General features: G+C 67.2%; 24 protein-coding genes. 17 read left to right on the forward strand and 7 right to left on the reverse strand.

Going from position 1 to position 24,174, the window contains the following annotated elements; genetic code table 11:
- Positions 1-28: 28 nt before the first annotated feature.
- The 4 genes from ACFQRC_RS09570 to ACFQRC_RS09585 all read left to right on the forward strand — a co-directional run bounded on the left by ACFQRC_RS09570 (position 29) and on the right by ACFQRC_RS09585 (position 4,598).
- Positions 29-436 (forward strand): endonuclease domain-containing protein, encoded by a 408-nt coding sequence (locus tag ACFQRC_RS09570; protein WP_379960589.1) that lies wholly within the window; start codon positions 29-31, stop codon positions 434-436.
- Positions 436-2,274: a DNA primase gene (gene dnaG, locus ACFQRC_RS09575; RefSeq protein ID WP_379960591.1), complete on the forward strand. Its 1,839-nt coding sequence runs from the start codon at positions 436-438 to the stop codon at positions 2,272-2,274. The genes ACFQRC_RS09570 and dnaG overlap by 1 nt, the downstream gene beginning before the upstream one ends.
- A gap of 17 nt (positions 2,275-2,291) precedes the next feature.
- Positions 2,292-4,322: an RNA polymerase sigma factor RpoD gene (gene rpoD, locus ACFQRC_RS09580; protein WP_379960593.1), complete on the forward strand. Its 2,031-nt coding sequence runs from the start codon at positions 2,292-2,294 to the stop codon at positions 4,320-4,322.
- Between the two features lie 69 nt (positions 4,323-4,391).
- On the forward strand, positions 4,392-4,598 hold the full coding sequence (locus ACFQRC_RS09585) for a hypothetical protein (protein ID WP_379960595.1): 207 nt from the start codon (positions 4,392-4,394) through the stop codon (positions 4,596-4,598).
- Positions 4,599-4,689: 91 nt separating this feature from the next.
- On the opposite strand, the gene ACFQRC_RS09590 is transcribed toward ACFQRC_RS09585, so the two are convergent.
- Positions 4,690-5,064: a hypothetical protein gene (locus ACFQRC_RS09590; RefSeq protein ID WP_379960597.1), complete on the reverse strand. Its 375-nt coding sequence runs from the start codon at positions 5,062-5,064 to the stop codon at positions 4,690-4,692.
- Between the two features lie 170 nt (positions 5,065-5,234).
- Between ACFQRC_RS09590 and ACFQRC_RS09595 the strand changes: the two genes are divergently transcribed.
- The 6 genes from ACFQRC_RS09595 (at position 5,235) to ACFQRC_RS09620 (ending at position 9,684) form a co-directional block, all read left to right on the forward strand.
- A complete protein-coding gene (locus ACFQRC_RS09595; RefSeq protein ID WP_379960599.1) occupies positions 5,235-5,891 on the forward strand; it encodes a glutathione S-transferase family protein in 657 nt (218 codons plus the stop codon).
- A 65-nt stretch (positions 5,892-5,956) separates the two neighbouring features.
- Complete coding sequence (locus ACFQRC_RS09600) at positions 5,957-6,232, forward strand: DksA/TraR family C4-type zinc finger protein (protein ID WP_379960601.1); 276 nt, start codon at positions 5,957-5,959, stop codon at positions 6,230-6,232.
- 221 nt (positions 6,233-6,453) lie between these two features.
- Positions 6,454-6,741: a PspC domain-containing protein gene (locus tag ACFQRC_RS09605; protein ID WP_379960603.1), complete on the forward strand. Its 288-nt coding sequence runs from the start codon at positions 6,454-6,456 to the stop codon at positions 6,739-6,741.
- Positions 6,742-6,944: 203 nt separating this feature from the next.
- The gene (locus ACFQRC_RS09610; RefSeq protein ID WP_379960605.1) at positions 6,945-7,622 is read left to right on the forward strand and encodes a DUF6975 family protein; all 678 of its coding nucleotides are present in this window, start codon (positions 6,945-6,947) and stop codon (positions 7,620-7,622) included.
- A gap of 37 nt (positions 7,623-7,659) precedes the next feature.
- The gene (locus ACFQRC_RS09615; RefSeq protein ID WP_379960607.1) at positions 7,660-8,502 is read left to right on the forward strand and encodes an AAA family ATPase; all 843 of its coding nucleotides are present in this window, start codon (positions 7,660-7,662) and stop codon (positions 8,500-8,502) included.
- 195 nt (positions 8,503-8,697) lie between these two features.
- Positions 8,698-9,684: a hypothetical protein gene (locus tag ACFQRC_RS09620; protein ID WP_379960609.1), complete on the forward strand. Its 987-nt coding sequence runs from the start codon at positions 8,698-8,700 to the stop codon at positions 9,682-9,684.
- A gap of 20 nt (positions 9,685-9,704) precedes the next feature.
- Here ACFQRC_RS09620 and cysS read toward each other — a convergent pair whose 3' ends face one another.
- Genes cysS through radA form a run of 3 tightly spaced genes read right to left on the reverse strand, consistent with a single transcriptional unit; the run spans position 9,705 to position 12,922 of the window.
- Positions 9,705-11,015, reverse strand: coding sequence for a cysteine--tRNA ligase (gene cysS / locus ACFQRC_RS09625; protein WP_379960611.1), 1,311 nt, complete (start codon positions 11,013-11,015; stop codon positions 9,705-9,707).
- Complete coding sequence (locus ACFQRC_RS09630; RefSeq protein WP_379960613.1) at positions 11,012-11,539, reverse strand: CvpA family protein; 528 nt, start codon at positions 11,537-11,539, stop codon at positions 11,012-11,014. Before ACFQRC_RS09630 ends, cysS begins: the two co-directional genes overlap by 4 nt.
- A gap of 9 nt (positions 11,540-11,548) precedes the next feature.
- Entirely contained in the window at positions 11,549-12,922 is a 1,374-nt protein-coding gene (radA, locus tag ACFQRC_RS09635; RefSeq protein ID WP_379960615.1) for a DNA repair protein RadA, read from the reverse strand.
- 124 nt (positions 12,923-13,046) lie between these two features.
- On the opposite strand from radA, the gene ACFQRC_RS09640 reads away from it, so the two are divergent.
- Both ACFQRC_RS09640 and ACFQRC_RS09645 read left to right on the forward strand, forming a co-directional pair.
- Positions 13,047-13,376 (forward strand): hypothetical protein, encoded by a 330-nt coding sequence (locus ACFQRC_RS09640; RefSeq protein ID WP_379960617.1) that lies wholly within the window; start codon positions 13,047-13,049, stop codon positions 13,374-13,376.
- A 32-nt stretch (positions 13,377-13,408) separates the two neighbouring features.
- Positions 13,409-14,128, forward strand: a complete 720-nt coding sequence (locus ACFQRC_RS09645) for an endonuclease/exonuclease/phosphatase family protein (protein WP_379960619.1) — start codon at positions 13,409-13,411, stop codon at positions 14,126-14,128.
- 92 nt (positions 14,129-14,220) lie between these two features.
- Here ACFQRC_RS09645 and ACFQRC_RS09650 read toward each other — a convergent pair whose 3' ends face one another.
- The 3 genes from ACFQRC_RS09650 to ACFQRC_RS09660 form a co-directional block, all read right to left on the reverse strand.
- A complete protein-coding gene (locus tag ACFQRC_RS09650; protein ID WP_379960621.1) occupies positions 14,221-15,519 on the reverse strand; it encodes a serine hydrolase domain-containing protein in 1,299 nt (432 codons plus the stop codon).
- A gap of 47 nt (positions 15,520-15,566) precedes the next feature.
- A complete protein-coding gene (locus ACFQRC_RS09655) occupies positions 15,567-17,636 on the reverse strand; it encodes a M13 family metallopeptidase (RefSeq protein ID WP_379960623.1) in 2,070 nt (689 codons plus the stop codon).
- Between the two features lie 103 nt (positions 17,637-17,739).
- Positions 17,740-18,252 carry a septal ring lytic transglycosylase RlpA family protein gene (locus tag ACFQRC_RS09660; protein WP_379960625.1) on the reverse strand — a complete coding sequence of 171 codons (513 nt, stop codon included), beginning with the start codon at positions 18,250-18,252 and terminating at the stop codon, positions 17,740-17,742.
- Between the two features lie 168 nt (positions 18,253-18,420).
- Between ACFQRC_RS09660 and ACFQRC_RS09665 the strand changes: the two genes are divergently transcribed.
- The 5 genes from ACFQRC_RS09665 (at position 18,421) to ACFQRC_RS09685 (ending at position 24,162) form a co-directional block, all read left to right on the forward strand.
- A complete protein-coding gene (locus ACFQRC_RS09665) occupies positions 18,421-20,724 on the forward strand; it encodes a patatin-like protein (RefSeq protein ID WP_379960627.1) in 2,304 nt (767 codons plus the stop codon).
- Positions 20,725-20,813: 89 nt separating this feature from the next.
- Complete coding sequence (locus ACFQRC_RS09670; RefSeq protein ID WP_379960629.1) at positions 20,814-21,164, forward strand: hypothetical protein; 351 nt, start codon at positions 20,814-20,816, stop codon at positions 21,162-21,164.
- A complete protein-coding gene (gene pyrF, locus ACFQRC_RS09675) occupies positions 21,161-21,835 on the forward strand; it encodes an orotidine-5'-phosphate decarboxylase (protein ID WP_379960631.1) in 675 nt (224 codons plus the stop codon). The genes ACFQRC_RS09670 and pyrF overlap by 4 nt, the downstream gene beginning before the upstream one ends.
- 53 nt (positions 21,836-21,888) lie before the next feature.
- A complete protein-coding gene (gene accD / locus ACFQRC_RS09680; protein WP_379960633.1) occupies positions 21,889-22,740 on the forward strand; it encodes an acetyl-CoA carboxylase, carboxyltransferase subunit beta in 852 nt (283 codons plus the stop codon).
- A gap of 54 nt (positions 22,741-22,794) precedes the next feature.
- Positions 22,795-24,162 (forward strand): bifunctional folylpolyglutamate synthase/dihydrofolate synthase, encoded by a 1,368-nt coding sequence (locus ACFQRC_RS09685; protein WP_379960635.1) that lies wholly within the window; start codon positions 22,795-22,797, stop codon positions 24,160-24,162.
- Positions 24,163-24,174: the final 12 nt, after the last annotated feature.

Here is a 24,174-nt window from a genome sequence, read left to right on the forward strand (position 1 = left end):
GCCTGCGGGAGGGGTCGGGGGAGGGCCTGTGGCTCGAAAAAAGCCGTACACCGACAAGGCTTCCCAACGTCCGACCGCGCGCTCGCGCGAGCTCCGCCGGAACATGACGCCCGCCGAACGCCGGCTCTGGTCCAGGATCCGAGCCCGGCAGGTGGCCGACACCCGCTTCAACACGCAATTCCCGATCGGCCCGTTCATCTGTGATTTCGCATCCCGAGGCGCGAAGCTGATCATCGAGGTAGATGGCGGGCAGCACGCGGAGCAGGTGGAAGCGGACGTGGGTCGGACCGCTTATCTTAAGACTAAGGGCTATCGCGTGCTTCGCTTCTGGAACAACGACGTGCTGGAAAATACGGACGGCGTCATTCAGGCGATCGAGGAAATATTACGGGACAGCCCCTCCCCCGGCCCCTCCCGCAGGCGGGAGGGGAGATAATGACCCTCTCCCCCGCCTTCCTCGACGAAATCCGCGCCCGCACCCAGCTTTCGTCCGTCATCCAGAGACAGCTGAAGCTCACCCGCGCCGGCCGCGAGTTCAAGGCATGCTGCCCCTTTCACAATGAGAAGACGCCCAGCTTCTACGTCAATGACGAGAAGGGCTTCTATCACTGCTTCGGATGCCAGGCGCATGGCGACGCCATTTCGTGGCTGACCGACGCCCAGGGGCTCGGTTTCATGGATGCGGTGAAGGAGTTGGCCGAGGCGGCGGGGATGGACGTGCCCGCGCCCGATCCGCGCGCCCAGGCGCAGGCGGAGCGCGCGGCGGGCCTGTACGAGGTGATGGAGGCGGCGGCCCGATGGTTCGCCGAGCAATTGGGCGGCGTCGAGGGCGGACCGGCCCGCGACTATCTCGAGCAACGCGGGATCGACGAGGCGACGCGGCGCAAGTTCGGCTTCGGCTTCGCGCCGGACGCGCGCGGCCGGCTGAAGAGCGCGCTGAAGGCCTTCGGTAACGACGCGCTCGTCGAGGCCGGTCTGCTGATCGCGCCCGACGAGAATAAGGAACCTTATGACCGTTTCCGGGGCCGCCTCACCTTCCCGATCCGCGACGCGCGCGGACGCTGCATCGCCTTCAGCGCGCGCATCCTGGGAGCCGGCGAGCCCAAATATCTGAACTCCCCCGACACGCCCTTGTTCGACAAGGGCCGCACCCTCTTCAATATCGACAAAGCGGGGCCCGCCAGCCGCGCCGCCGGCCGCGTCATCGTCGTCGAAGGCCAGATGGACGTGGTCGCGCTCGATCGGGCCGGGATCGGCGAGGGCGTGGCCCCGCTCGGCACCGCTGTCACCGAGGCGCAGCTCGGATTGCTCTGGCGCCTCGCCCCCTCCCCCATCTTCTGCTTCGACGGCGACGCGGCGGGGCAGAAAGCCGCGATCCGCGCGGCGCTCCGGGCTTTGCCCCATGTCGGCCCCGGTCGCTCGCTCGGCTTCGCAACCCTGCCGTCCGGACAGGATCCCGACGACCTGCTCCGCGCCCGGGGCCGCCCGGCGCTCGAAGAGCTGCTCGAAAAGTCCGAATCGCTGGTCGAACGTCTGTGGCGGCACGAAAGCGGCGCGGAAGGTCTGGCCACTCCCGAGCAGCGCGCCGGCCTCAAACGCCGCCTGCTGGACCACGTGTCGGCGATCGGCGACCCCGACGTCAGGGACCAGTATCGCCACGAGCTGCTGGAGCGTTTCGATACGCTCACCCGGCCGAAGCGGGAGCCCTGGAAGCCGAACCGGCCCTGGACCAAAGGCGGCAAGTTCGTTCCCCGGCAGCCCGCTTCCGCCGAGGCAAAGGCGGTCGGAACGGGAGGCCTGGGCAGCCAATGGTCGCGCGCCGTCCTCCATGGATTGCTCCGCTATCCAGACGTGATCGCCGGCCATACGCAGGCGATCGCCGAGCTGCCGCTGGCCGGAAAGGACGCCCTCCAGCTGCGCGGCGCGATGCTCGATGCGGCGATGGCGCACGGCGCGCTTGATCCGGAGGGTCTAAATACCATATTGGCGCGAGCGGGTGCGGCTGCTCTGACGGAGGAGCTTCGCCAGCAACGGAATTTGGCCTTTTCCTTCAACCGACGTGATGCCGACCCGGAACGCGCTCGCCGCGATCTCGTTCTGGTCATCGAAACCTTGGCGGCGCGGCCCGGACTGGACGCGGCGCTGGAGGCGGCGACCGCCCGGTTGAAGGAAGAGGGCGATGAAGCGGCCTTCCAGGAGCAGCAAAGGCTCCGGACGGCGCGGGACGAGGCGGACAGGCAGCTCGCGATCCTCATGGTCGACGAGACTGATTGACAGATTAAGGCGTGCGCATGGCGAAGACGAATACGGCCGAGGCCAACGAGAAGCCCGAGGGCGGCGATGCGCCGCTGATCGATCTCAACGAAGCCTCGTTGAAGAAGCTGGTCGCCCGCGCCAAGAAGCGCGGCTACATCACCTATGACGAGCTGAACAACGCTCTGCCGCAGGACCAGATGGCCTCCGAGCAGATCGAGGACGTGATGTCGGCGCTCAGCGAGATGGGCATCAACATCGTCGAGAATGAGGAATCCGAGGAGGAAGGCGAGACCAACGAGGCGCCGGCCGACGAGGTGGGCGAGATCGACGCCGACGGCTCAGCCAATTTCGTCGTCGAGAAGAAGAAAGAGACGGTCGACCGCACCGACGATCCCGTGCGCATGTATTTGCGCGAGATGGGCGCGGTCGAATTGCTCAGCCGCGAGGGCGAGATCGCCATCGCCAAGCGCATCGAGGCCGGCCGCGACACAATGATCTGGGGCCTGTGCGAGAGCCCGATCACCTTCAACGCCATCATTCAATGGTCGACCGCCTTGAACGACGGCGTCATGCAGCTGCGCGAGATCCTCGATCTCGACGCGATGCTCTCCAAGGGCCCGACCCCGGAGCAGGTCGAGAGCGCCGAGGAAGGCGACAGCGGCGACATCAGCGAGAAGACCGCCGGCCCCTCCTTCAAGGAAGAGGAAGAGGTCGAGGAGGAGCCCGAGGCCGAGGATGAGGAGGACAACCTCACCGAGCGCCGCACGCCGCGCCCGGCCGAGGAGGAGGAAGAGGACAATACGCTGAGCCTCGCCCAGATGGAGGAACAGCTAAAGCCCCAGGCGCTCGAGAAGTTCGCCACCATCACGGCCCTGTTCAAGAAATTCTCCAAGCTCCAGTCGTCGCGCATGGACGCGATGAGCGCCGGCCAGGAATTCCCCAAAAGCGACGAGAACAAATATCAGAAGCTGCGCGAGCAGCTCACCGCCGAGGTCGAGAGCGTCCAGTTCCACGGCGCCAAGATCGAATATCTGGTCGACCAGCTCTACAGCTACAATCGCCGGCTGACCGCGCTCGGCGGCCAGATGCTGCGCCTCGCCGAGCGCCACAAGGTGCCGCGCAAGGCCTTCCTCGAATCCTATATGGGCCACGAGCTGGACGACGGCTGGGCCGACCGCGTCTGCAAGACCGACAAAAAATGGGCCGCCTTCTGCGAGCAGGAGGGCGCCGCGATCGAGCGCATCCGCACCGAGATCGCCGAGATCGCCCAGGCCACCGGCATGTCGCTCGGCGAGTTCCGCCGCATCGTCAACCAGGTCCAGAAGGCCGAGCGCGAGGCGCGCATCGCCAAGAAGGAAATGGTCGAGGCGAACCTGCGCCTCGTCATCTCGATCGCCAAGAAATACACCAATCGCGGCCTGCAATTCCTGGACCTCATCCAGGAAGGCAATATCGGCCTGATGAAGGCGGTCGATAAGTTCGAATATCGCCGCGGCTACAAATTCTCAACTTACGCGACCTGGTGGATCCGCCAGGCGATCACCCGCTCGATCGCCGACCAGGCCCGCACCATCCGCATCCCGGTCCACATGATCGAGACGATCAACAAATTGGTCCGCACCAGCCGCCAGATCCTCCACGAAATCGGCCGCGAGCCGACCCCGGAAGAACTGGCCGAGCGCCTCTCCATGCCGCTGGAGAAGGTCCGCAAGGTGATGAAGATCGCCAAGGAGCCGATCAGCCTCGAAACCCCGATCGGCGACGAGGAAGACAGCCACCTCGGCGACTTCATCGAGGACAAGAATGCGGTGATCCCGGTGGATGCGGCGATCCAGGCGAATTTGAAAGAGACGGTGACGCGGGTGCTGGCCAGCCTGACGCCGCGCGAGGAACGTGTCCTGCGGATGCGTTTCGGCATCGGGATGAACACCGATCACACGCTGGAGGAGGTGGGGCAGCAATTCTCGGTGACCCGCGAACGCATCCGGCAGATCGAGGCGAAGGCGCTGAGGAAGCTGAAGCATCCGAGCCGGAGCCGGAAGATGCGGTCGTTTCTGGACCAGTAACCCTTCTTTTTTCGTCTTCGCGGCTTAGCGTGAGACCATCTTCCAGCGTGCGTGAGACGAGGCTCGTGATTGAGCTCACGCGAAGACGCAAAGACGCGAAGGAGGAGAAGGGAAACGGCTGCTGCCGAGGAAGAAATCACCAAGCGTTTTCGAGGCGGATTTGACCTTCCGGTATGGATGGTCGTCAAGCTCGATGCCGAAGCCAGGCGTCGCGGCGTGACTCGGCAGGCGCTGATCAAAATGTGGCTGAGCGACCGGCTCGACCGCGCGGCGTAAGTGCGCACATGCGCTTCGTCATCGGCACGGAGCTACCACGGCCAAGCACCGTCGATCCGGCGAGAACCAATTCGAGCTTCCGCGTAGCCAATCAACCTTTATGCGTTTCGATCTTCGCGATCTTACCGCCTTTGAAGAACAGAGTGAGGTGGGTAGGCGTATTTCTCGGAACCCTCTTGCACTTCCATCCCAGCGAAATGCTTCCCGGCTCCTGCACATATGGGCAGCTGCTTCCCGCGGGACGAACCAGGCTGTGCCTGACATAGGCCACGTCGCACCGGGAATATGTGGAGAGAAAGGCTTTGCCTCGTTCACCAAGCGGTGTGACGAAATCGGCCTCTTGGTAAGCGCCCTTGTTCTGGATGGTGGCAATGAGCCGGAGCGCGACATTCATCTCATCCGCCATCACGGCCTGAGCCGACATCGCAACGGAAGCCACCATAACTGAAGCAAGAAGCCAACTCACCGGCGCCCCCTGGAAAACTCGAATACTATCAGAGGGCAAAGTGACAAACAAATTTATGCAACAGGGTGGAAGCAAGCGTTCGCGCAGACATTCTACCGAGAGCCGCCCCACCTCAACGGAATATGCTAGATGCAGGTCTTCCTCCCTTCGAAGCTACCAGGAGCTTCCCGATGACCACCACCATCACCGCCTTTGAAGACTCGCCCGATGAAGGCCAGGGACTGGCGCGCGACATGCGGGTTCGCTGGGCGCTGGAGGAAGTGGGCCAGCCTTATGACGTGCGTCTCGTCTCGTTCGCCGAGATGAAGGAGCCGGCGCATCGCGCGCTGCACCCGTTCGGCCAGATTCCGACCTATGAGGAAGGCGATCTCGTGCTGTTCGAGTCCGGGGCGATCATATTCCATATCGCCGAGCGCCATGCGGGGCTGCTGCCGGACGACGCCAATGCACGGGCGCGGGCGATCGCCTGGATGTTCGCCGCGCTCAATACGGTCGAGCCGCCGATCGTCGAGCTGGAACAGGCCCCATACCTGGAGCGCGACAGGAGCTGGTACGAAGAGCGTCTGGTCTTGCTCGAGGATCGCGTCCGTGTGCGGCTGGACGACTTGGCCCATCGGCTCGGCGATGCCGACTGGCTCGACGGCGGGTTCAGCGCGGGGGACCTGATGATGGTGATGGTGCTGCGCAGGCTGGACGGGACGGATATCCTCCGGGAATATCCGAATCTCGCCGCTTATGTCGCCCGCGGCGAGGCGCGACCCGCCTACAAGCGCGCATTCGACGATCAGTTGGCGGTGTTCACCGGCAGGCGCCCCGCCGGCGGATGAATGTCCGCCAAGGGGGCGAAAGCGGATGTCGTTCGTTTAGGTCACCAAGAGAGAAGGAGCCTCACATGGCCGGCGGTTGGACGCGCGACGGCGCGGTTCAGGATCAGATCGACGATACCGTGAAGGACGCGGTGCTGGCCGCGCGCGCGCGCCTGGCGGCCGGCGCCTCGAGCGACGGGGGCGAGACGCATTGCATGGAATGCGGCGAGGAGATTCCCGCGGGCCGCCGACGCGCCTTGCCGGGCGCCCGCACCTGCGTCGCCTGCCAATCGGAGCGGGACCGCCGTACGCCCGCCGCCGGAATCAACCGCCGGGGCAGCAAGGACAGCCAGCTGCGATAAAGGCGGCCCCGCGCGAAGATTGCGGCGAGAATGCCCGAGATTATGCCAGTCCTCCGGGCGGCAACCGCGAGCCGGTGAAAAATCCCAACATTTGGTGATAAGCCCGGCCTCGCCGCGCGCGCGGTCGCCGCCGCATCCTTCTGACCCCCGCAAATCCGCGCTTTCCGCCTTTTGGCACGGCTCGTGCTGAGTAGCCCGGGACCAGCCAAAAGGAGCTCAAGATGCAGACCGCCCAGCCTTCACTTTTCGCCCGTCCCGACACCTTCTTCGGCGTGTGCCAGGGAATCGGTGAGGATCTGGGCTTCAATCCCAATTATCTGCGGCTGGCGCTTCCCCTGCTGCTCTTCCTTTATCCGGTCGCCACCCTCGCCGGCTATGCGGCGGCCGGCGCGATCGTATTCGCCTCCCGCTGGCTCTTCCCGGAGCCGCGCGTGGCCGGCGACTCCGGCGTCCATGCGGGTTCCGAGCCGGTCGAAGCGGAACAGGATTGGGTGCGGCTGGCGGCCTAAGCCGAGGATCGGGCGGCGGACCTTCGATCGCCGCCCCACCTCCCCGCCGCCAAACCCGCGGAGAGGCAAAAAGGGGCGCGCGCCGACTTTTCCACAGCTTTCGCTGGCCCTAACGCCGCGTTCACCTCGTTTTTACGCCAATCGGTATAGGGTCCGGCGGATAAGCGGCTGCATCTTATTTTCGTCGCTTTCGGGAGGGCCTCATGGCTTCAGCATCGGTCGGTCTAGCCAGAGGCGGCGTTCGCACCGGCGATCTGCTGCTGGCCTGCGTGGCCGACCACGGCAGCGCCGCCCAGGCCTTCCTCGGATCGGACGAATTGCTTAAAGGGCCGGACGCGTGGCGCAACCTCGCCGACGCGGTCCATCTCCTGTGCACCCTCCACGGCCGCCTGCCCGGCGTCGTCGATCATGCCGCCAAAAGGTCGGTCGACGCGGCGTCGCGCGCCTGGTTCGCGCTCGCCACCGAAGGCTTCGCGGCCGAGCGTGCTTTCCTGGCCCGGCTGGCGGTAGCCGCCGGCCCGGTGCCGAGCACGCCCGGCTCCGCCGACACCGAAGGCACGGTTCTCGCTCAGCGCCACGCGATCGAGATGCTGTCGCAATCGGAGCGCAACGGCTGCGCCCTGGGCGCGGCGATGGCGGTGGTGATCGACTGGAGCGCGATCCGCCGCGTGCTCGATGCCGCCGGCCGGCGTTTCGGCGTCGAGAGTCCGCCTTGCCGGCTGGGCGATGTCGCCGCGATCCGCGACCTTGCCGACGGCTATGCGCATTCGCCATCGGTCCAGCGCGCCTTGCTTTTCGGCGCCGAGCAGATCGCGGTCCAGCATTTCGGACTGTGGGATCTCCTCGAATCCCGCCAGCAGGCCCGCGCCGCCGCCGGCTGAGATTGCGTCCGCGCCTGTCCTTCCCTATTCGCGGCCCATGCGTTTCGAAGGCACCCGCAATTATGTCGCGACCGACGACCTGAAGGTCGCCGTCAACGCGGCCGTTACCCTCCGCCGCCCCCTCCTCGTCAAGGGCGAGCCCGGTACCGGCAAGACCGTGCTGGCCCATGAAATCGCGGCGGCGGTCGATGCCCCCCTCATCGAGTGGCACGTCAAGTCGACCACCAAGGCGCATCAGGGCCTTTACGAATATGACGCGGTGGCGCGGCTTCGCGACGGCCAGCTCGGTGACGAACGAGTCCACGACATCGCCAATTACATCCGGCGCGGGAAATTGTGGGAGGCCTTCACCTCGCCCCGGCTCCCCGTCCTCCTAATCGACGAGATCGACAAGGCGGACATCGAATTCCCCAACGACCTCCTCCAGGAGCTCGACCGGATGAGCTTCGATGTCTACGAGACCGGCGAGACGGTCGCGGCGAAAGAGCGGCCGATCGTCGTCATCACGTCCAACAACGAGAAGGAGCTGCCCGACGCCTTCCTGCGGCGCTGCTTCTTCCACTATATCGCCTTTCCCAACCGGGAGACGATGCAGGCGATCGTCGACGTCCATTTCCCCGGCATCCAGAGGATGCTGGTGTCGAAGGCGATGGACATCTTCTATGAGGTGCGCGAGGTTCCGGGCCTCAAGAAGAAGCCGTCGACCTCGGAGCTGCTCGACTGGCTGAAACTGCTGCTCCACGAGGACATGCCGCTGGAAATCCTCCAGTCTCGCGACCCCCACAAGGCCATCCCGCCCCTCCACGGCGCGTTGCTCAAGAACGAGCAGGACGTGATGCTGTTCGAGCGGCTGGCCTTCATGTCGAGACGCGGCGCTTAGGCGACTTGCGGCCGGCGCACCGGCCGGGCATCCTCCCGGGCAAGCGGCGGATGGGCGTCGGTGCGGGGGGACATGATGCGATTGAAGAGCTTTGCGGCCGCGGCCGTGCTACTGACGCTGTTGGCCCGGCCCTCGCCGGTTGCCGCAGAGGCATGGCTCCGAAGCGGCGACAGCGTCAGCGTTCCGGCTGCGGGCATGGGCTTTCCGACGGTGGCGGGCACGCTGACGCTGACCGAGACCGCGGAGTTCAGCCACAAGGGCGAGGGCATCGACAATATCGCCCAATATGAATCCGCCGACGGCGAGCTGTTCGCGAGCGTCTACGTTTATTATGTTGGGCTCGCCCATAACGGGCTGGCCGCCCTCGCCACCGCCAATGCGATGACGAGCGGCTCGCCGGAGGTGCGCAAAACGCGCTCCACGAAGGCGGCCGCCGGGGGCCTTGCCGATGTCGCCATCCGGGAGAGCTATACCGGCTATCGGGGCCGGCTGGCGTCCAGCGCGGCGTTCCTGAAGTCGGGCCGCTGGTTGATCAAGCTCCGCCTTTCCGGCCCCGACGCCAGGGCGGCGGACATCGAGGCGGCGATGGATGCGCTCCTCGCCGGCATCACGTTCGGGGACGATGCCGCTCCACATCCAGCCGCGGCAATCGAGGCTCAGCCTTGCGCCAGCGAGCCGGCGGGAGCGGAGGCCTTGCCGGTGGCGGAAGATTCCGCTTCGGCTGCCGCCGAGGCGCTTCTGCTGGGAACCTTCGACGGCGCAAGCCAGAGGATCGCCGACGAAGCGGGACAAGACGGACCGTTGCCGGCGCGCGTCGGCGGCAGCTTCTGCCAGGCAGGCGAAATCAGGGTTCCGACCGGAACCGTCCCAATTCTCCGCGCGGTCGGAACAAGCCCCGGCGGCCTCGCGACCACCGAGCTGCTGGCCGTGACCAGTGACGCGGGCGGCCTCGTCGAGGCCGTGCGGCTCGGTTCGGGCAGGTACCGGCTGCTCCACCACCAGATCGGCCAGACGGCGCTGCTCGGCGCCTATGATCGTCTGCCGAGCATCGCCCAGATCGAGGCCATTCTTTCAGGCGCCGATCACGCAGGCGGCGCCTACCGGGCGACGGTGATCCTGAGGCCCGGCGAGGGTCCTCGGATCAACGTGAAGACCGGCACGGATGTACCGCCTACAACCTGACATGCGGGATCGAAACGCGATCAGGGGCGGCGCCAGAGCGTGCCGGTGGGCGTGTCTTCCAGCGCTATCCCTTCGGCGGCGAGCTCGGCGCGGATGCGATCGGCTTCGGCGAAGTCGCGGCGCTGCTTGGCTTCGGCGCGGGCGGCGATACGGGCGTCGATGCCGGCGTCGCCTTCACCCTGAAACCAGCCTGAAGGACTATCGCTCAGCAAGCCGAGCATATGCGCGCTCGCCCGCAGCGCTTCAGTGTCGTCGATCGCCGACAGGCGCGAAAGGGCCAGCGGCGTGTTGAGATCGTCCGCCAGCGCCTCGATCACGCCCGGGTCGGGTTCGCCGGCCTCCGCCTCGCCGGCGGCGCGATAGAGCCGATCGAGCGTCGCCTTGCTCTGCGCGATCAGGTTTGAGGACCAATCGAGCGGCTGGCGATAGTGGGCGGAGAGAAGGGCGAGGCGGAGGGTCTCGCCTTTGTGGCCCTGCTTCAGCAGTTCCGCCACCGTCACCACATTGCCGAGGCTCTTCGACATCTTCTCGGAGCCGGCCATGGAGAGGAAGCCGTTGTGGAGCCAGTAGCGGGCGAGCGGGGCGCCGGCGTGGGCGCAGCGGCTCTGGGCTATCTCGTTCTCGTGGTGGGGGAAAATGAGGTCGAGGCCGCCGGCGTGGATGTCGATCGTTTGCCCTAGATGGCGCTCGATCATCGCCGAGCATTCGATGTGCCAGCCGGGGCGCCCCCTCCCCCAGGGACTGTCCCAGCCGATGACGTGGGGCTCGGACGGCTTCCACAGCACGAAGTCGGCCGGATCCTTCTTGTAGGCCGCGACCTCGACGCGCGCGCCGGCGACCATCGCCTCGCGGTCACGGCGGCCGAGCGCGCCGTAATCGGGGTCGGAGGGGACGTGGAACAGCACGTGTCCTTCGACCTCATAGGCATGGCCGGTCTCGATCAGCCGCGAGATCATCGCGATCATCTCGCCGATATGCTCGGTGGCGCGGGGCATGAAGGTCGTCGGGAGCACCGACAAAGCGGCCATGTCGTCGAGAAACAAATTCTCGTAGCGGTCGGTCACGACCGAGGGATCGACCCCCTCGGCGCGGGCGGTGTCGATGATCTTGTCATCGACATCGGTGAAGTTGCGCGCATAGGCCAGGCTGTCGGCGCCGTAATGATGGCGGAGCAGCCGGGCGAGCACGTCGAACACGACATAAGGGCGGGCATTGCCGATATGGGCGCGGTTATAGACGGTCGGGCCGCAGACATACATGGTGATCCGCTCCGGATCGGCGGGCTCGAACAGGCGCTTCTCGCGCGCCATCGTGTCGTGAAGGCGGATCATCGATCCTCTTCCCGCGGCGCGGCGCGGCGGCGGCCCTCGACGAAATCGACGATCGCGCGGCTGGACGCATTGAGCAACGGATAGGTCCGGGACTGGAGCATCCAGTCGGGCCGCTCGCCCCGGCTCGTGTAGAAGAAATCATAAGCGAGGTTGGCGGCGAGGAAGAGCAAGGTGGCACCGATCAGCCCTTTCAGGGCGCCAAATCCGCCGCCCAGCACCCGGTCCACCGGCCCCACGACCGAATTGCGCGTCGCCCCGCCGATGCGCCGGGCCAGCATCTTGCCGACCACGAAAACCACGCCGAAGATGAGGACGAAGGCGAGGACGGCGGCCCCGGGCCCCGTCCCGACGGGCTCGATCAGGCGCGCCGTGACCGGTGTATGGAACATCTTCAGCGCGATGATCGCCGCCACCCATGCGAAGAGCGACAGGACTTCGAAGATGAAGCCGCGGAGGAAGCCGAAGACGAGCCCACCACCGACGAGCAGCAGGACGAGGATGTCAAGAGCGGTGAGGCCAGCCATGGGGCGTCGCTACCGGCGGGCCAGCAGATGGTCAACGAACTCCCCCAGTGTGCGGAAGCCGGTCAAGGTCATGCCGCCTTTCTCGCCGGCGAGCGACGCTGGGACCAGCGCCCGCTCGAAACCGAGCTTGGCCGATTCCTTGAGCCGCAGCGCGCCGTGGGCGACGGGGCGCAGTTCGCCGGAAAGCGCGACCTCGCCGAACGCGACCGTTTCCGACGGCACCGGCCGTTCGGCGAGGGCGGAAACGAGGGCGGCGGCGACGGCGAGGTCGGCGGCCGGATCGACCACGCGGTAGCCGCCGGCGATGTTGAGATAGACTTCGCACGTCGAGAAACTGAGGCCGCAGCGCGCCTCCAGCACCGCCAGGATCATCGCGAGCCGCCCAGAATCCCAGCCCACCACCGCGCGGCGGGGGGTGGCGCCGCTGGCGAGGCGGACGGTGAGCGCCTGTATCTCGACCAGGACCGGCCGTGTCCCCTCCAGCGCCGGGAAGACGGTGGCGCCCGAGACATTCTCGCCGCGATGGGTGAGGAACAAGGCGGATGGGTTGGAGACTTCCGACAACCCCTCCTCCTCCATGGCGAAGACGCCGATCTCGTCGGTGCCGCCGAAGCGGTTCTTGGTGGCGCGCAGGATGCGATATTGGTGGCTGCGCTCGCCTTCGAAAGCGAGCACGGTGTCGACCATATGTTCGAGCACGCGCGGCCCGGCGATCGAGCCGTCCTTGGTGACATGGCCGACGAGGACGAGCGCCGTGCCCGTCTCCTTGGCGAAGCGGATCAGCTCCTGGGCCGAGGCGCGAACCTGGCTGACCGTGCCTGGCGCGCCCTCGATCAGGTCCGAATGCATGGTCTGGATCGAATCGATCACCAGCAAGGCGGGCGGCGCGGAATCTCCCAGGGTGGTGAGGATGTCGCGAACCGAGGTCGCCGCCGCGAGCTTCACCGGCGCGCCCCCTAGGCCGAGGCGGCGGGCGCGCAGGCGCACCTGGTCGGCCGCCTCCTCGCCGGAAATATAGGCGACCGGAAGCCCGCGCGCCGCGATATTGGCGGCGGCCTGGAGCAGCAGGGTCGACTTGCCGATGCCGGGATCGCCGCCGATCAAGGTCGCCGAGCCGGCGACGAGGCCGCCGCCCACGGCCCGGTCCAGCTCGGCGATGCCGGTGCCCATGCGCGGCGGCAGGGCGACATCCGCGTCCAGCCCGACGAGCTCGACCGCGCGGCCGCCGGAGCGCAGGTTGTGGCGGGCGGAGAAAGGCGTGACCACGGCGCCGGCATCCTCGACCAGAGTGTTCCATTCGGCGCAATCGGGGCACTGGCCCTGCCAGCGGCTGCTGACCGAGCCGCAGGCCTGACAGACATATCTCTTGCGGGGTTTCGCCATCGCCGCACGATTAGCGAGGCGCAAGGCGGCCTGCCAGCGCATTTGCGGCAGACCGTCGGATCGGGGGGAACGCCGCCCCCTCCCCGGCATTGGATCGTTCGAGAATATAAGAAGGAGACAAGCCTTGTTCATCCAGATCCACACCGACAGCCAGGTCGACAGCAGCAGCGAGACGGAAGCCCGCATCGAGAATCGCGTGCGCGAACGGCTCGGCCGCTTCGACGAGCGCCTGACCCATGTCGCAATCCACGTCAGCGACGTGAACGGGCCGCGTGGAAACGGCCTCCGGGCGACGCTGGAGGCGCGGGTGAACGGGCTCGATCCGCTGGCGGTGACGGGCGATGGCGCGACGGTCGACCGGGCAGTGATGGGCGCGACGGGCAAGGCGGCGCGGGCGATCGATCACCGGCTGGGCAAGCTCGCGGATCGCGCGAAGTCCGCTCCCGCCGGTTGACGGAGGCACCAGCCCCTGCGAGGCGAACCGCGATGATCCTGGTCGCCAGCTACAATATGCACAAAGCGATTGGCACCGACCGGCGGCGGCGGCCCGAGCGCACGATCGAGGTGCTGAACGAACTGGGGGCCGACGTGATCGCGCTGCAGGAGGCCGATCGCCGTTTCGGCGCGCGGACGAGCGCGCTCCCGCTCCACATGATCGAGGAGCATAGCGATTACAAACCGGTCCCGTTCGAGACGCGCAGCGGTAGCCTGGGCTGGCACGGCAATGCGCTGCTGGTTCGGAAATCGGTCGAGATCGTGGGCAGGGAGCTTCTCCCCCTCCCCTCGCTGGAGCCGCGCGGCGCCGTCCTCGCCGACCTCAGGTTCGGCGACGTCGACCTTCGCGTCGTCGGCATGCATCTCGATCTGTCCGGCCTGTGGCGGCGGCGGCAGGCCCATGCTGTCCTCGCCCATCTCGCCGGCCGCGACGGAGAGCCGCCGACGGTGATGATGGGCGATCTCAACGAATGGAGCGCGCGCGGCGGATGCCTGCGCGATTTCGGGCGTCATCACCGCTTCGCCGAATGCGGCCGCAGCTTCCATTCGCGCCGGCCGATCGCCGCGCTGGACCGGATCATGATCAGCGACGGACTGGAAATCGTGGAATGCGGCACCCATCACAGCACCACGGCGCGCCGTGCATCGGACCATCTGCCCATCTGGGCCAGGGTGAGGCCGAGTGCGGCTGAGGAGAGATCGTCACCCTGAACTCGTTTCAGGGTCCAATCGTCCACTCGCGCAGGCTCTCAATTGGATGCTGAAACAAGTTCAGCATGACGGACAAAAAGGTGCCGCCCCCCTTACGACGACCCCGCGAACGCCTGTTCGGAGCTGTCGTCCACTTCCTCCAGCTCCAGCCAATCCCGGGTCGGCAGCTTGTAGACCATGTCCATCACCTCGAATTCCAGACCGCCCGGCTGCGCCGTCCCGGAATTCCAGAGCGCGACCACGCCGCTCTTCTTCTTCGGATCGAACATGATCAGCGAACGATAGCCGGTGACGCCGCCGCGATGGCCGACCACCTTGTGGCCGGCATAATCGTAGATCCGCCAACCGAGCCCGTAGCTTGCCTCCGTCAGCCGCTCGGCGAACTTGCGCATCCGCCTCTGTTCGCCGGGCGTCGCCGCGCGCGGCGAGCTGACATTCTCCAGCACCTTTCTGGAGAGGATATCCGGGTCGCGGCCCATCTGCGCCTGCATCCAGACAGCCAGATCCTTGATCGACGAATTGACTCCGCCCGCAGCTGGTACGCGATAATAGGAATCGGTGACCTCGACCGGCTGGGAATTCTTGCCGCCGCGATGCGGCCGCGCCCAATTGTCGGCATTCACCAGCCCGTCCCGGGTGAGGCTGGCGCTGGTCATCCCGAGAGGCAGGAAGAGCTGCTCGCGTACCGCCTCTGCATAGCTCTTGCCCGTCAGGCCCTCGACGATCTCGCTGGCCGCGTCATAGGCGACGTTCTGATAGGCATGGCATTGGCCGGGCGGGCAGATCGCCGTCAGCGAGCCGAGGCCGGCGCGCAGCATCCGCGCGTCGCCGCCATCCTCCAGCTTGGAATCATTGGCATGGGCGAAGATACCGAGCCGGTGCGAGAGCAGGTCCGAGACGGTCGCCTGGTTCTCGGTGCCGCCGGGCAGGCGCAGCGACGGCGCGTATCGGCCGACCGGTTCGTAGAGCGAGAGTCGGTCGTCCTCGGCCAGCTTGGCGACCATGTCGGCGGCGACGCCCTTGGAAAGCGAGGCCCAGCGGAAGATGGTTTGCGGCGTGACCGGCTGGTCGCCGCCGGCGACGGTGACGCCATAGCCCTTGAGGAAGCGGAGCTGGCCATCCTCGACGATACCGACCGCCAGACCCACCATATTATCCTGTTCGACCAGCGCCTTGAGGCGCGCGTCGATGCGGCGGTAGTCGATATCGCTCTCGCGCGGCTCGGCGACGCCGATCTTGAGGCCCTGGGGTAACAGGCTGCGCGGCTCAACAGGCCCCGGCCGTCCCGCGAGGGAATTGCCGAACGCCACGAAGACGAAGACCGCCAGCACGACGGCGGCCAGGAACGCTATCTGGATCCGCCTCGACAGCAGACCTCTCCTTCCACTCAACCGGCACCGCCGGGGCGTCCTTGGACGCCACCGGCCGCTGCGTCATCCTACCAGATTTTGATACGCTTCTCGGGCGGCAAATAAAGATCGCCGTCCTCGACGCCGAACGCCGCATACCATTGATCGAAATTGCGCACGACGTTTGGGCGGAAATGACCCGGCGTGTGCGGATCGGTGGTCAGCTGCTGCTGGAGCGCCGCGTCGCGATACTTGCTGCGCCACACCTGGCCGAAGCCGAGGAAGAAGCGCTGATCGCCGGTATAGCCGTCGATCACCGGGGCCTCCTTGCCGCCCAGCGACATCCGATAGGCGTCGTAGGCGATGGTGAGGCCGGCTAGGTCGGCGATATTCTCGCCCAGGGTCAGCTCGCCATTGACCTTGGAGCCCGGCAGCGGCTCGTAGGCGCCATATTGCGCCACGACCTGGTCGGTTAGCGCTTTGAAGCGCGCGACATCCTCGGCCGTCCACCATTCGGCGAGGTTGCCCTTGGGGTCGAACTTGCTGCCCTGGTCGTCGAAATGATGGCTGATCTCGTGGCCGATGACGGCGCCGATGCCGCCATAATTGACCGCGTCGTCGGCATTGGGATCGAAGAAGGGCGGCTGCAGGATCGCGGCCGGGAAGACGATCTCGTTCAAGAGCGGGTTGGCATAAGCGTTCACCGTCTGCGGGTTCATCCCCCATTCGCCGCGGTCCACCGGGCCGCCAAGCTTGTTCAGGTTGCGCTGATATTCGAAGGCCGTGGAACGGGCGGCATTGCCGAGCGCGTCGCCGCGCACGATCTCCAGCGCCGAATAATCGCGCCATTCGTCGGGGTAACCGATCTTGGGCGTGAAGGCGGCGAGCTTGGCGCGCGCCTTCACCTTCGTCTCGGGCGCCATCCATTCGAGCGCGGCGAGATGCTTGTCCATCGCGGCGATGAGGTTCCTGACCAGCGCGTCGGCCTTGGCCTTGGCTTCCGGCGGGAAATAGCGCGCGACATAAAGCTGACCGACGGCCTCGCCCATGCCGCCGCCGATCAGGTCGACGCCGCGCTTCCAGCGCTCCTTGAGCTCGGGCGTCCCTTGCAGGACCTTGCCGTTGAAGGCGAAGCTCGCGTCCACGAACGCCTTGGGCAAGACGGGCGCCGCCGCGGCGATGGTGTGGAAAGTGAGATAATCCTTCCAGGTCGACAACGGCTCGGATTCGACCAGCTTCGCCGCCCCGGCGAGCGCGCTCGGCATCGCGACGACGATCTGCGGCTGGCCCGCGACTCCCGCCGCGTCGAGGAACGCCGCCCAGTCGAGGCCGGGCATGTTCGCCGCCAGATCGGCGTGGTTCATCGGATTGTAGAGCTTCTCGATCTGGCGCTGCTCGACCCGGGTCCAGTGCGCCTGCGCGATCTTCTTCTCGAGATCGTAGATGCGCTGGGCGCGGGCCTCCGCATCCGAGACGCCCGCGAGGCCCAGCATCGTCGCGACGTGCTGGACATATTTGGCCCGCGCCTCGACGAATTTGGGGTTGCTGTCGTCGAGATAGTAATCGCGATCGGGAAGGCCGAGCCCGCCTTGGCCGAGATAGACGGTGTAGCGGCTATTATCCTTCAGATCCTGCTCGACCTGCGGGCCGACCGGCGCATCGACGCCGAGCCAGGCAGCTTCGCCGAAGGCGCGGGAGAGATCGGCAGGGGAGGCGATCGCGTCGATCTTGGCGAGATAGGGCCTGAGCGGCGCGACGCCCTTCGTCTCGATCGCCGCCTCGTCCATGAAAGTCGCGAAATAGTCGCCGACCTTCTGCTGGTTGGTGCCCGGCGCGGCCTGGGCGGCGGCCGCTTCCTCGATGATCGCGCGCGTGCGCTTGTCGGACAAATCGCGAAGGATGGCGAAGCCGCCCCAGTTGGAGCGGTCGGCGGGAATCTCAGTGGTCTTGGCCCAATGGCCGTTGGCGAAGCCGAAGAAGCTGTCGCCGGGGGAGACGCTCTTGTCCATCCCGCTTGTGTCGAAGCCCCAGGTGCCGAGTTCCGGCTTGGCCGTGGCCGCGGGCGCGACCGGAACCGCCGCGTCGGCTGCGAGCGCCGGCGCCGTCGCGACGGCGATGCTGAGGCCGGCCACGCCCGCCAATATCGTCTGCTTGATCATTGTTTCCCGATCCCCGGTGTATGAAGAGGTTCACACGGTATCCGGCGCGGAAGGCTTTGGGAAGAGCGGGAAAACCGAAACTCGACGCGACGACGCGAGGGGATCAGCGGAGCAGTTCGAGCCTCACCGTCGCCTTGCCGGCGCGGACCATGGCGATCTTCTCGGCCGCCGCGCGCGAGATGTCGACGATGCGCTTCTTCACGAACGGCCCGCGATCGTTGATGCGGACGATGACGCTCTTGCCGTTGGACTTGTTGATGACGCGCAGCCGGCTCCCCATCGGCAGGGTGCGATGGGCGGCGGTCAGCGCGCGCGGGTCGAACCGCTCGCCGCTGGCGGTGCGGTTGCCGGCGAGCTCGGCACCGTAATAGCTCGCCTCGCCGTCGCCCAGATGCTCATAGTCCGGGCCGGCGTCCGGCGCGTCGGCGGGAGCAAGTTCGGCCTCCGGGCGAACCTCGGGCAGCGCCAGAGGTTCGGGCGCCGTGATCGCTTCATCCTCGATCGCCTGAACGCCGTGCGGTGTATCCGCCTTCACCGGAACGGAACAGAGAAGCCCCGCCAGCGCCATCGCGACGATGCCATGCCCGCGGCGACGGTCGATCCTCGAAATCATCATGGTGAAAGCCCCTAAGCGCGTGAGGAGCGGCATAATTGCGGATAGCTAACGAGTCCCGCACGGGGCGGTATGTCGTTTCATTTCCGCGACGAGAGTCCCGCAATGGTTAACGGCGGAGGGAGCTTCCCTGGCTCGACAAGGACCGCCCTTCCTGCCACGCTCGCCTTCATGCGCGAGAAGGAATTGCGGCTGGCCCTGGTCTGCTATGGCGGCATCAGCCTCGCCGTCTACATGCACGGTATCACCAAGGAGATATGGCGCCTCGCCCGCGCCAGCCGCGCCTTTCACGCCGGCGAGGCGGCGGAGGGCGGCAGCGAGGCGGTCTATCGCGCCCTGCTCGAGACCATCGCCGCCGAATGCGCCATCGAGCTTCGCGTGCTGGTCGACATTCTCGCCGGAGCCAGCGCGGGCGGGATCAACGCCATCTTCCTCGCCGAGGCGATCTCGACCGGCCGCTCGCTCGATCCGCTCACCGACCTCTGGCTGGAGAAAGCCGACATCGACAGCCTGCTCGATCCCGGCGTCAACCCGGTCTCGCGCTTCGCCAAGGCGGCGGCGGTGCCCTTCGCCTGGGCGCTATCGGCCAAGAGCGGCGGCACGGTCGAGCAGACGGTGGAGCCAGAGCATCAGGAGGAAGTCCGCGGCAAGCTCGCCAATTTCGTCCGCGCTCGCTGGTTCGCGCCGCCCTTCGCCGGGCCGGGATTCACCGAGCTCCTGCTCGACGCGCTCGACGCGATGGCGAAGAGCGGGACGGGGCCGGCGCTGCTGCCACATTACCAGCCGCTCGATCTGTTCGTCACCGTCACCGATTTTCGCGGCCATCCCGAAAGGCTTCGGCTCCATTCGCCGGCGGAGGTCGCCGAGACCGAGCATCGCCTCACCGTCTCCTTCCGCGATTCCGGCGGGCCGGAACGCGGCCTCGCCGACGCCGCGGAGCTCGCCTTCGCCGCCCGCGCCACCGCCAGCTTTCCGGGCGCCTTCCCGCCCTTCCAGGTGAAGGAACTCGACCGGGTGCTCGAAGCCCGCGACCGACCCTGGCCGGGCCGCGCCGCCTTCCTGGAGCGCGCCCTCCCCCGCCAGACGGCGATCGGCGACGCGGAGAGCGCGGTGCTGATCGACGGGTCGGTGCTCGCCAACGCGCCCTTCCGGCCGGCGATCGACGCGCTCCAGGACCGGCCGGCGCGGCGCGAGATCGATCGCCGCTTCGTCTATATCGACCCCAAGCCCGAAGGCCGCAGCGTCCGGCTGACCGCGACCGGCGAGGCCGAGCCGCCCGGCTTCTTCGCCACCATCTTCGGCGCCCTCTCCGACATTCCGCGCGAGCAGCCGATCCGCGACAATCTCGAAGCGATAGACGGCCGCTCGGCGCGCATCCGGCGATTGAGGCACATCGTCGATTCGATGCGTCCGCAGGTGGAGGCGGCGATCGAACGCACGTTCGGGACCACCTTGCTGCTTGGCCGGCCCACGCCCAAACGCCTCGCCGCGTGGCGGACCAAGGCGCAGAATATGGCCGCGCGCGAAGCCGGCTATGCCTATGCGGCTTATGGTCACCTCAAGCTTTCGTCGGTCGTCGAGGACATAGCCGGCCACATCTTCCGGCTCGGCGGCGGCGGCGTAAGGCACCGCCGCGAGCAGGTCCGGCTGGCGCTCTGGGACGTGGTGCGGCAGGCGGGGCTCGCGTCCGAGGAAGCGATGACCTCGGCCGGGGCGCGCGCCGACGTCATCCATTTCTTCCGCACCTTCGATCTCACCTACCGCACTCGCCGCCTCCGCCTCGTCGCCCGGCACCTGGGCGCGATGGACGAGCGGCCCGACGCGCCCCGCGCCGCGATCCAGGCCGCGCGCGAGGCCGTCTACGACCTGATCGGCCGCTATCGCGAGCCGGTGCAGGTGGACGGCCGGCCCGCGCCCGACGCCTTCCGGCGCGCCGAGGAAGAACCGGAGGAAGCGCTCGTAGCCCTCGCCGAACGGCTCGATCTCAAGGCGCATGACGATGAAGCGGACGTCCGCATCGCCGATGTCCTGGCGGCTTTCCCGAAGCCCGAGCGGCGGTCGCTGATCCTCAATTATCTGGGCTTTCCCTTCTACGACATCGCCACGCTGCCGCTCCTCCAGGGGGAGGGGCTGGACGAATTCGATCCGGTGAAGGTCGACCGCATCGCCCCCGACGACGCCACCGCGATCCGCGAAGGCGGAGCGGAGGCCACGCTCAAGGGCATCCAGTTCAACAGCTTCGGCGCCTTCTTCAGCCGCGCCTATCGCGAGAATGATTATCTGTGGGGCCGCCTGCACGGCGCCGACCGGCTGATCGACATCATCGTGTCGACCCTGCCGGAAGGGATGCACCTGCCGCCGGGCACGGTCGCCACGCTGAAGCGCGACGCGTTCCGCGCGATCGTCGCCGAGGAACGGAACCGGCTCGGCTCCATCTCTTCCTTGTTCGAGGCGCTGGACAAGGAGATAGGCTGAGGCGGCCGTGCTCCGCGCGTCCGGCGCGCGGGGTCTGGACTGGCGGGCGAAATTGTTAGAGCGTAAGCCGGGCCGGCTGGGAGATTTCGATGCAGTTCCTGAAAACGCTTTTCTGGGTCGCCATGGCGGTCATCCTGGTGCTGTTCGCGAGCGTCAACTGGAACGCCGTGACGGTCACCCTGTGGGGCGGCCTCCAGGCCGACGTGAAGCTGCCCATCCTGATCCTCGCCTCCTTCCTTCTGGGCTTCCTGCCGATGCTGGTCGTCCACCGCGCGCGCAGCTGGACCCTGAAGCGGCGCCTCGACATGTATGAGCGACAGACCGCCGTCGCCCAGCCGCCCGCCGTCGCCCCAATCCCCGTCGCTCCCCTCCCCGACGCCCCCCTCCCCGCAGCCGACGACCGCACCGCAACCGACAGCAAGGTCTGGCCCAAGGCATGAGGAGCCCCATCTACGTCGCCATTGACACGCCCGATCTCGACAAGGCCAAAGCGATCGCCGCGCGTGTCCGGCTCCATGTCGGCGGCATCAAGCTCGGCCTCGAATTCTTCTCGGCAAACGGGCGCCAGGGCATTCGCGATATGGCCGAGCTCGGCCTTCCCATCTTCCTCGACCTGAAGCTCCACGACATACCCAACACGGTCGGCAAGGCGATCCAGGCGCTGCGGCCGCTGGAGCCGGCCATCCTCACCGTCCATGCCGCTGGCGGGCGGGCCATGCTGGAAGACGCCAAGGCCGCCGCCCCGACCGGGACCAGGGTGGTGGCGGTGACCGTGCTGACCAGCCTCGACGGCGCCGACCTTGGCGCCATCGGCGTCGGGTCCGACCCGCACGCTCAGGTCGAGCGGCTGACCGCCCTCGCCCGCGAAGCCGGGGTCGACGGCGTGGTCTGCTCCGGCAACGAGGTCTCCGCCGCAAGGGCGCTGTGGCCGGAAGGTTTCTTTGTCGTCCCCGGCGTACGCCCGGCCGGCGGGCGCAGCGGCGACCAGAAACGCGTGATGACCCCGCGCGCCGCATTGGACGCCGGCGCCTCGATCCTCGTCATCGGCCGCCCCATTACCGAGGCCCGAGACCCCGACAAGGCCGCCCGCGCGATCGAGGCGACGCTGTAACTGGACAAATAGGGCGGCTTGTTCCATCCGCGCGGCGGAAGGAGATTCCCCCCATGAGCTGGCTCAACCGGGTTCGCCAGAGCATCCCGTTCCTGCCCAAGCGTGAGACGCCGGAGAATCTCTGGCACAAATGCCGCGATTGCGAAGCGATGATCTTCACCCGCGAATGGGAGGAGAATGGCTTCGTCTGCCCGCGCTGCGACCATCACGACCGGATCGGCCCGAGGCAGCGTTTCGAGCGGCTGTTCGATCCCGGGTATTCGCTGCTCCCGCCGCCGGCGGTGAAGGAAGACCCCCTCAAGTTTCGCGACAGCAAGAAATATACCGACCGGATCAAGGCCGCGCGCCAGAAGACCGGCGAGACCGACGCGCTGATCAACGGCCGCGGCACCATCGAGGGACAGCGCGCCGTCATCGGCGTCCAGGATTTCGCCTTCATGGGCGGATCGATGGGCATGGCGGTGGGCGCCGCCTTCGTCGCCGGCGTGCGCGCGGCGATCGAGGACCGGTGTCCGTACATCATCTTCACCGCCGCCGGCGGCGCGCGGATGCAGGAAGGCATCCTCTCCTTGATGCAGATGCCCAAGACGACCGTCGCGATCTCCGAGCTGAAGGAAGCGGGGCTCCCCTATATCGTCGTCCTGACCGATCCGACGACCGGCGGCGTCACCGCTTCCTACGCGATGCTCGGCGACGTCCAGATCGCGGAACCCAACGCGCTGATCGGCTTCGCCGGCCAGCGCGTCATCGAATCGACGATCCGCGAGAAGCTGCCCGAAGGCTTCCAGCGCGCCGAATATCTGCACGATCACGGCATGATCGACATGGTCGTGCACCGCCGGGACCTGCGCCAGCGGCTCGCCCAGCTCATCGCCTACCTGACGCCCCGGAAAGAAGCGGCGTGAAGATGAGCGTCATGCTGAACTCGTTTCAGCATCCATCGCCGAGCGGCGGCGCGGGTGGAGAGCTGGACCCTGAACCAAGTTCAGGGTGACGCGGTGGCCGACCGCGCCGTATCCGACAGCCCCCTCGTCCAGCGCCAGCTCGACCGGCTGGCGATATTGTCCCCGGGGACCGACACGCTGGGTCTGGACCGGATAACCAAGCTCCTCGGCCGTCTCGGCAATCCCGAGCGCGCCTTGCCGCCCGTCTTCCATGTCGCCGGCACCAACGGCAAGGGCTCGACCTGCGCGTTCCTGCGCGCGGCGATCGAGGCGTCGGGCCGCAAGGCGCATGTCTATACCAGCCCGCATCTGGTGCGCTTCAACGAGCGCATCCGCCTCGCCGGAACGCTGATCGACGACGATCTGCTCGCGCCCTTGCTCGCCGAGTCGCTCGACGCGGCCGACGGCATCGGCCCGAGCTTCTTCGAGGCGACCACCGCCGCCGCCTTCCTGGCTTTCTCGCGCGTCCCCGCCGACGCCTGCATCGTCGAGGTCGGGCTCGGCGGCCGGCTCGACGCGACCAACGTAATCCCCACCCCGGCCGTCTGCGGCATCGCCCAATTGGGGCTCGACCATCAATTCTTCCTCGGCTCCAGGCTGGACGGCATCGCGGCGGAGAAAGCCGGCATCGCCAAGTCCGGCGTGCCGCTCGTCACCCAGCATTATCCCGAGCGGATCGCCGACCGGGTCGGCCGGACGGCGGCCGCCGCGGGCGCGACATGGCTCCCGCGCGGCGGCATATGGGACGCGACCCTTTATCAGCGCCGCCTTCATTATCGCGACGACCGCGGCAAGCTCGACCTTCCCTTGCCCCGGCTGCATGGCAGCCACCAGGTGATGAACGCCGCGCTGGCCGTCGCCATGCTGCGCCACCAGGACGCGCTACCCATCCCCGATTCCGCCCTGCGCGCCGCCATGGGCTGGGCGGAATGGCCGGCGCGGTTGCAACAGATGGCGGCGGGGCCGCTTCACGCCCTCCTGCCCAGGGACTCCGAGCTATGGCTGGACGGCGGCCACAATCCGGCGGCGGCGCGGGCGATCGCCGATTTCTTCCGCGGCCATGTGCCGGCCGGGCGGCCGTTCCACATCGTCTTCGGCCTGCTCGACAACAAGGATGCGGCGGGCGTGCTCAAACCCTTTCGCGACCGCGCCATCACGCTTCACAGCGTGCCGGTGCCGGGCCACGCTCATCACAGCCCCGCGACCCTCGCCGCCGCGGCGCGCGACGCCGGCCTCCACGCCGTTCCGGCGGCCGATGTCGAGGGGGCGCTCGGGTGGATTTCCCGCCATGCGGATCGCGCCAACCCGCCGGTCGTGCTGATCCTCGGCTCGCTCTACCTGGCGGGCGAGGTGCTGAGGAAGAACGATCAGGCACCGGGCTGAATGTTCCCCGGC

It is taken from the genome of Enterovirga sp. GCM10030262, assembly GCF_042666435.1.
Taxonomy (GTDB): Bacteria; Pseudomonadota; Alphaproteobacteria; order Sphingomonadales; family Sphingomonadaceae; genus Allosphingosinicella.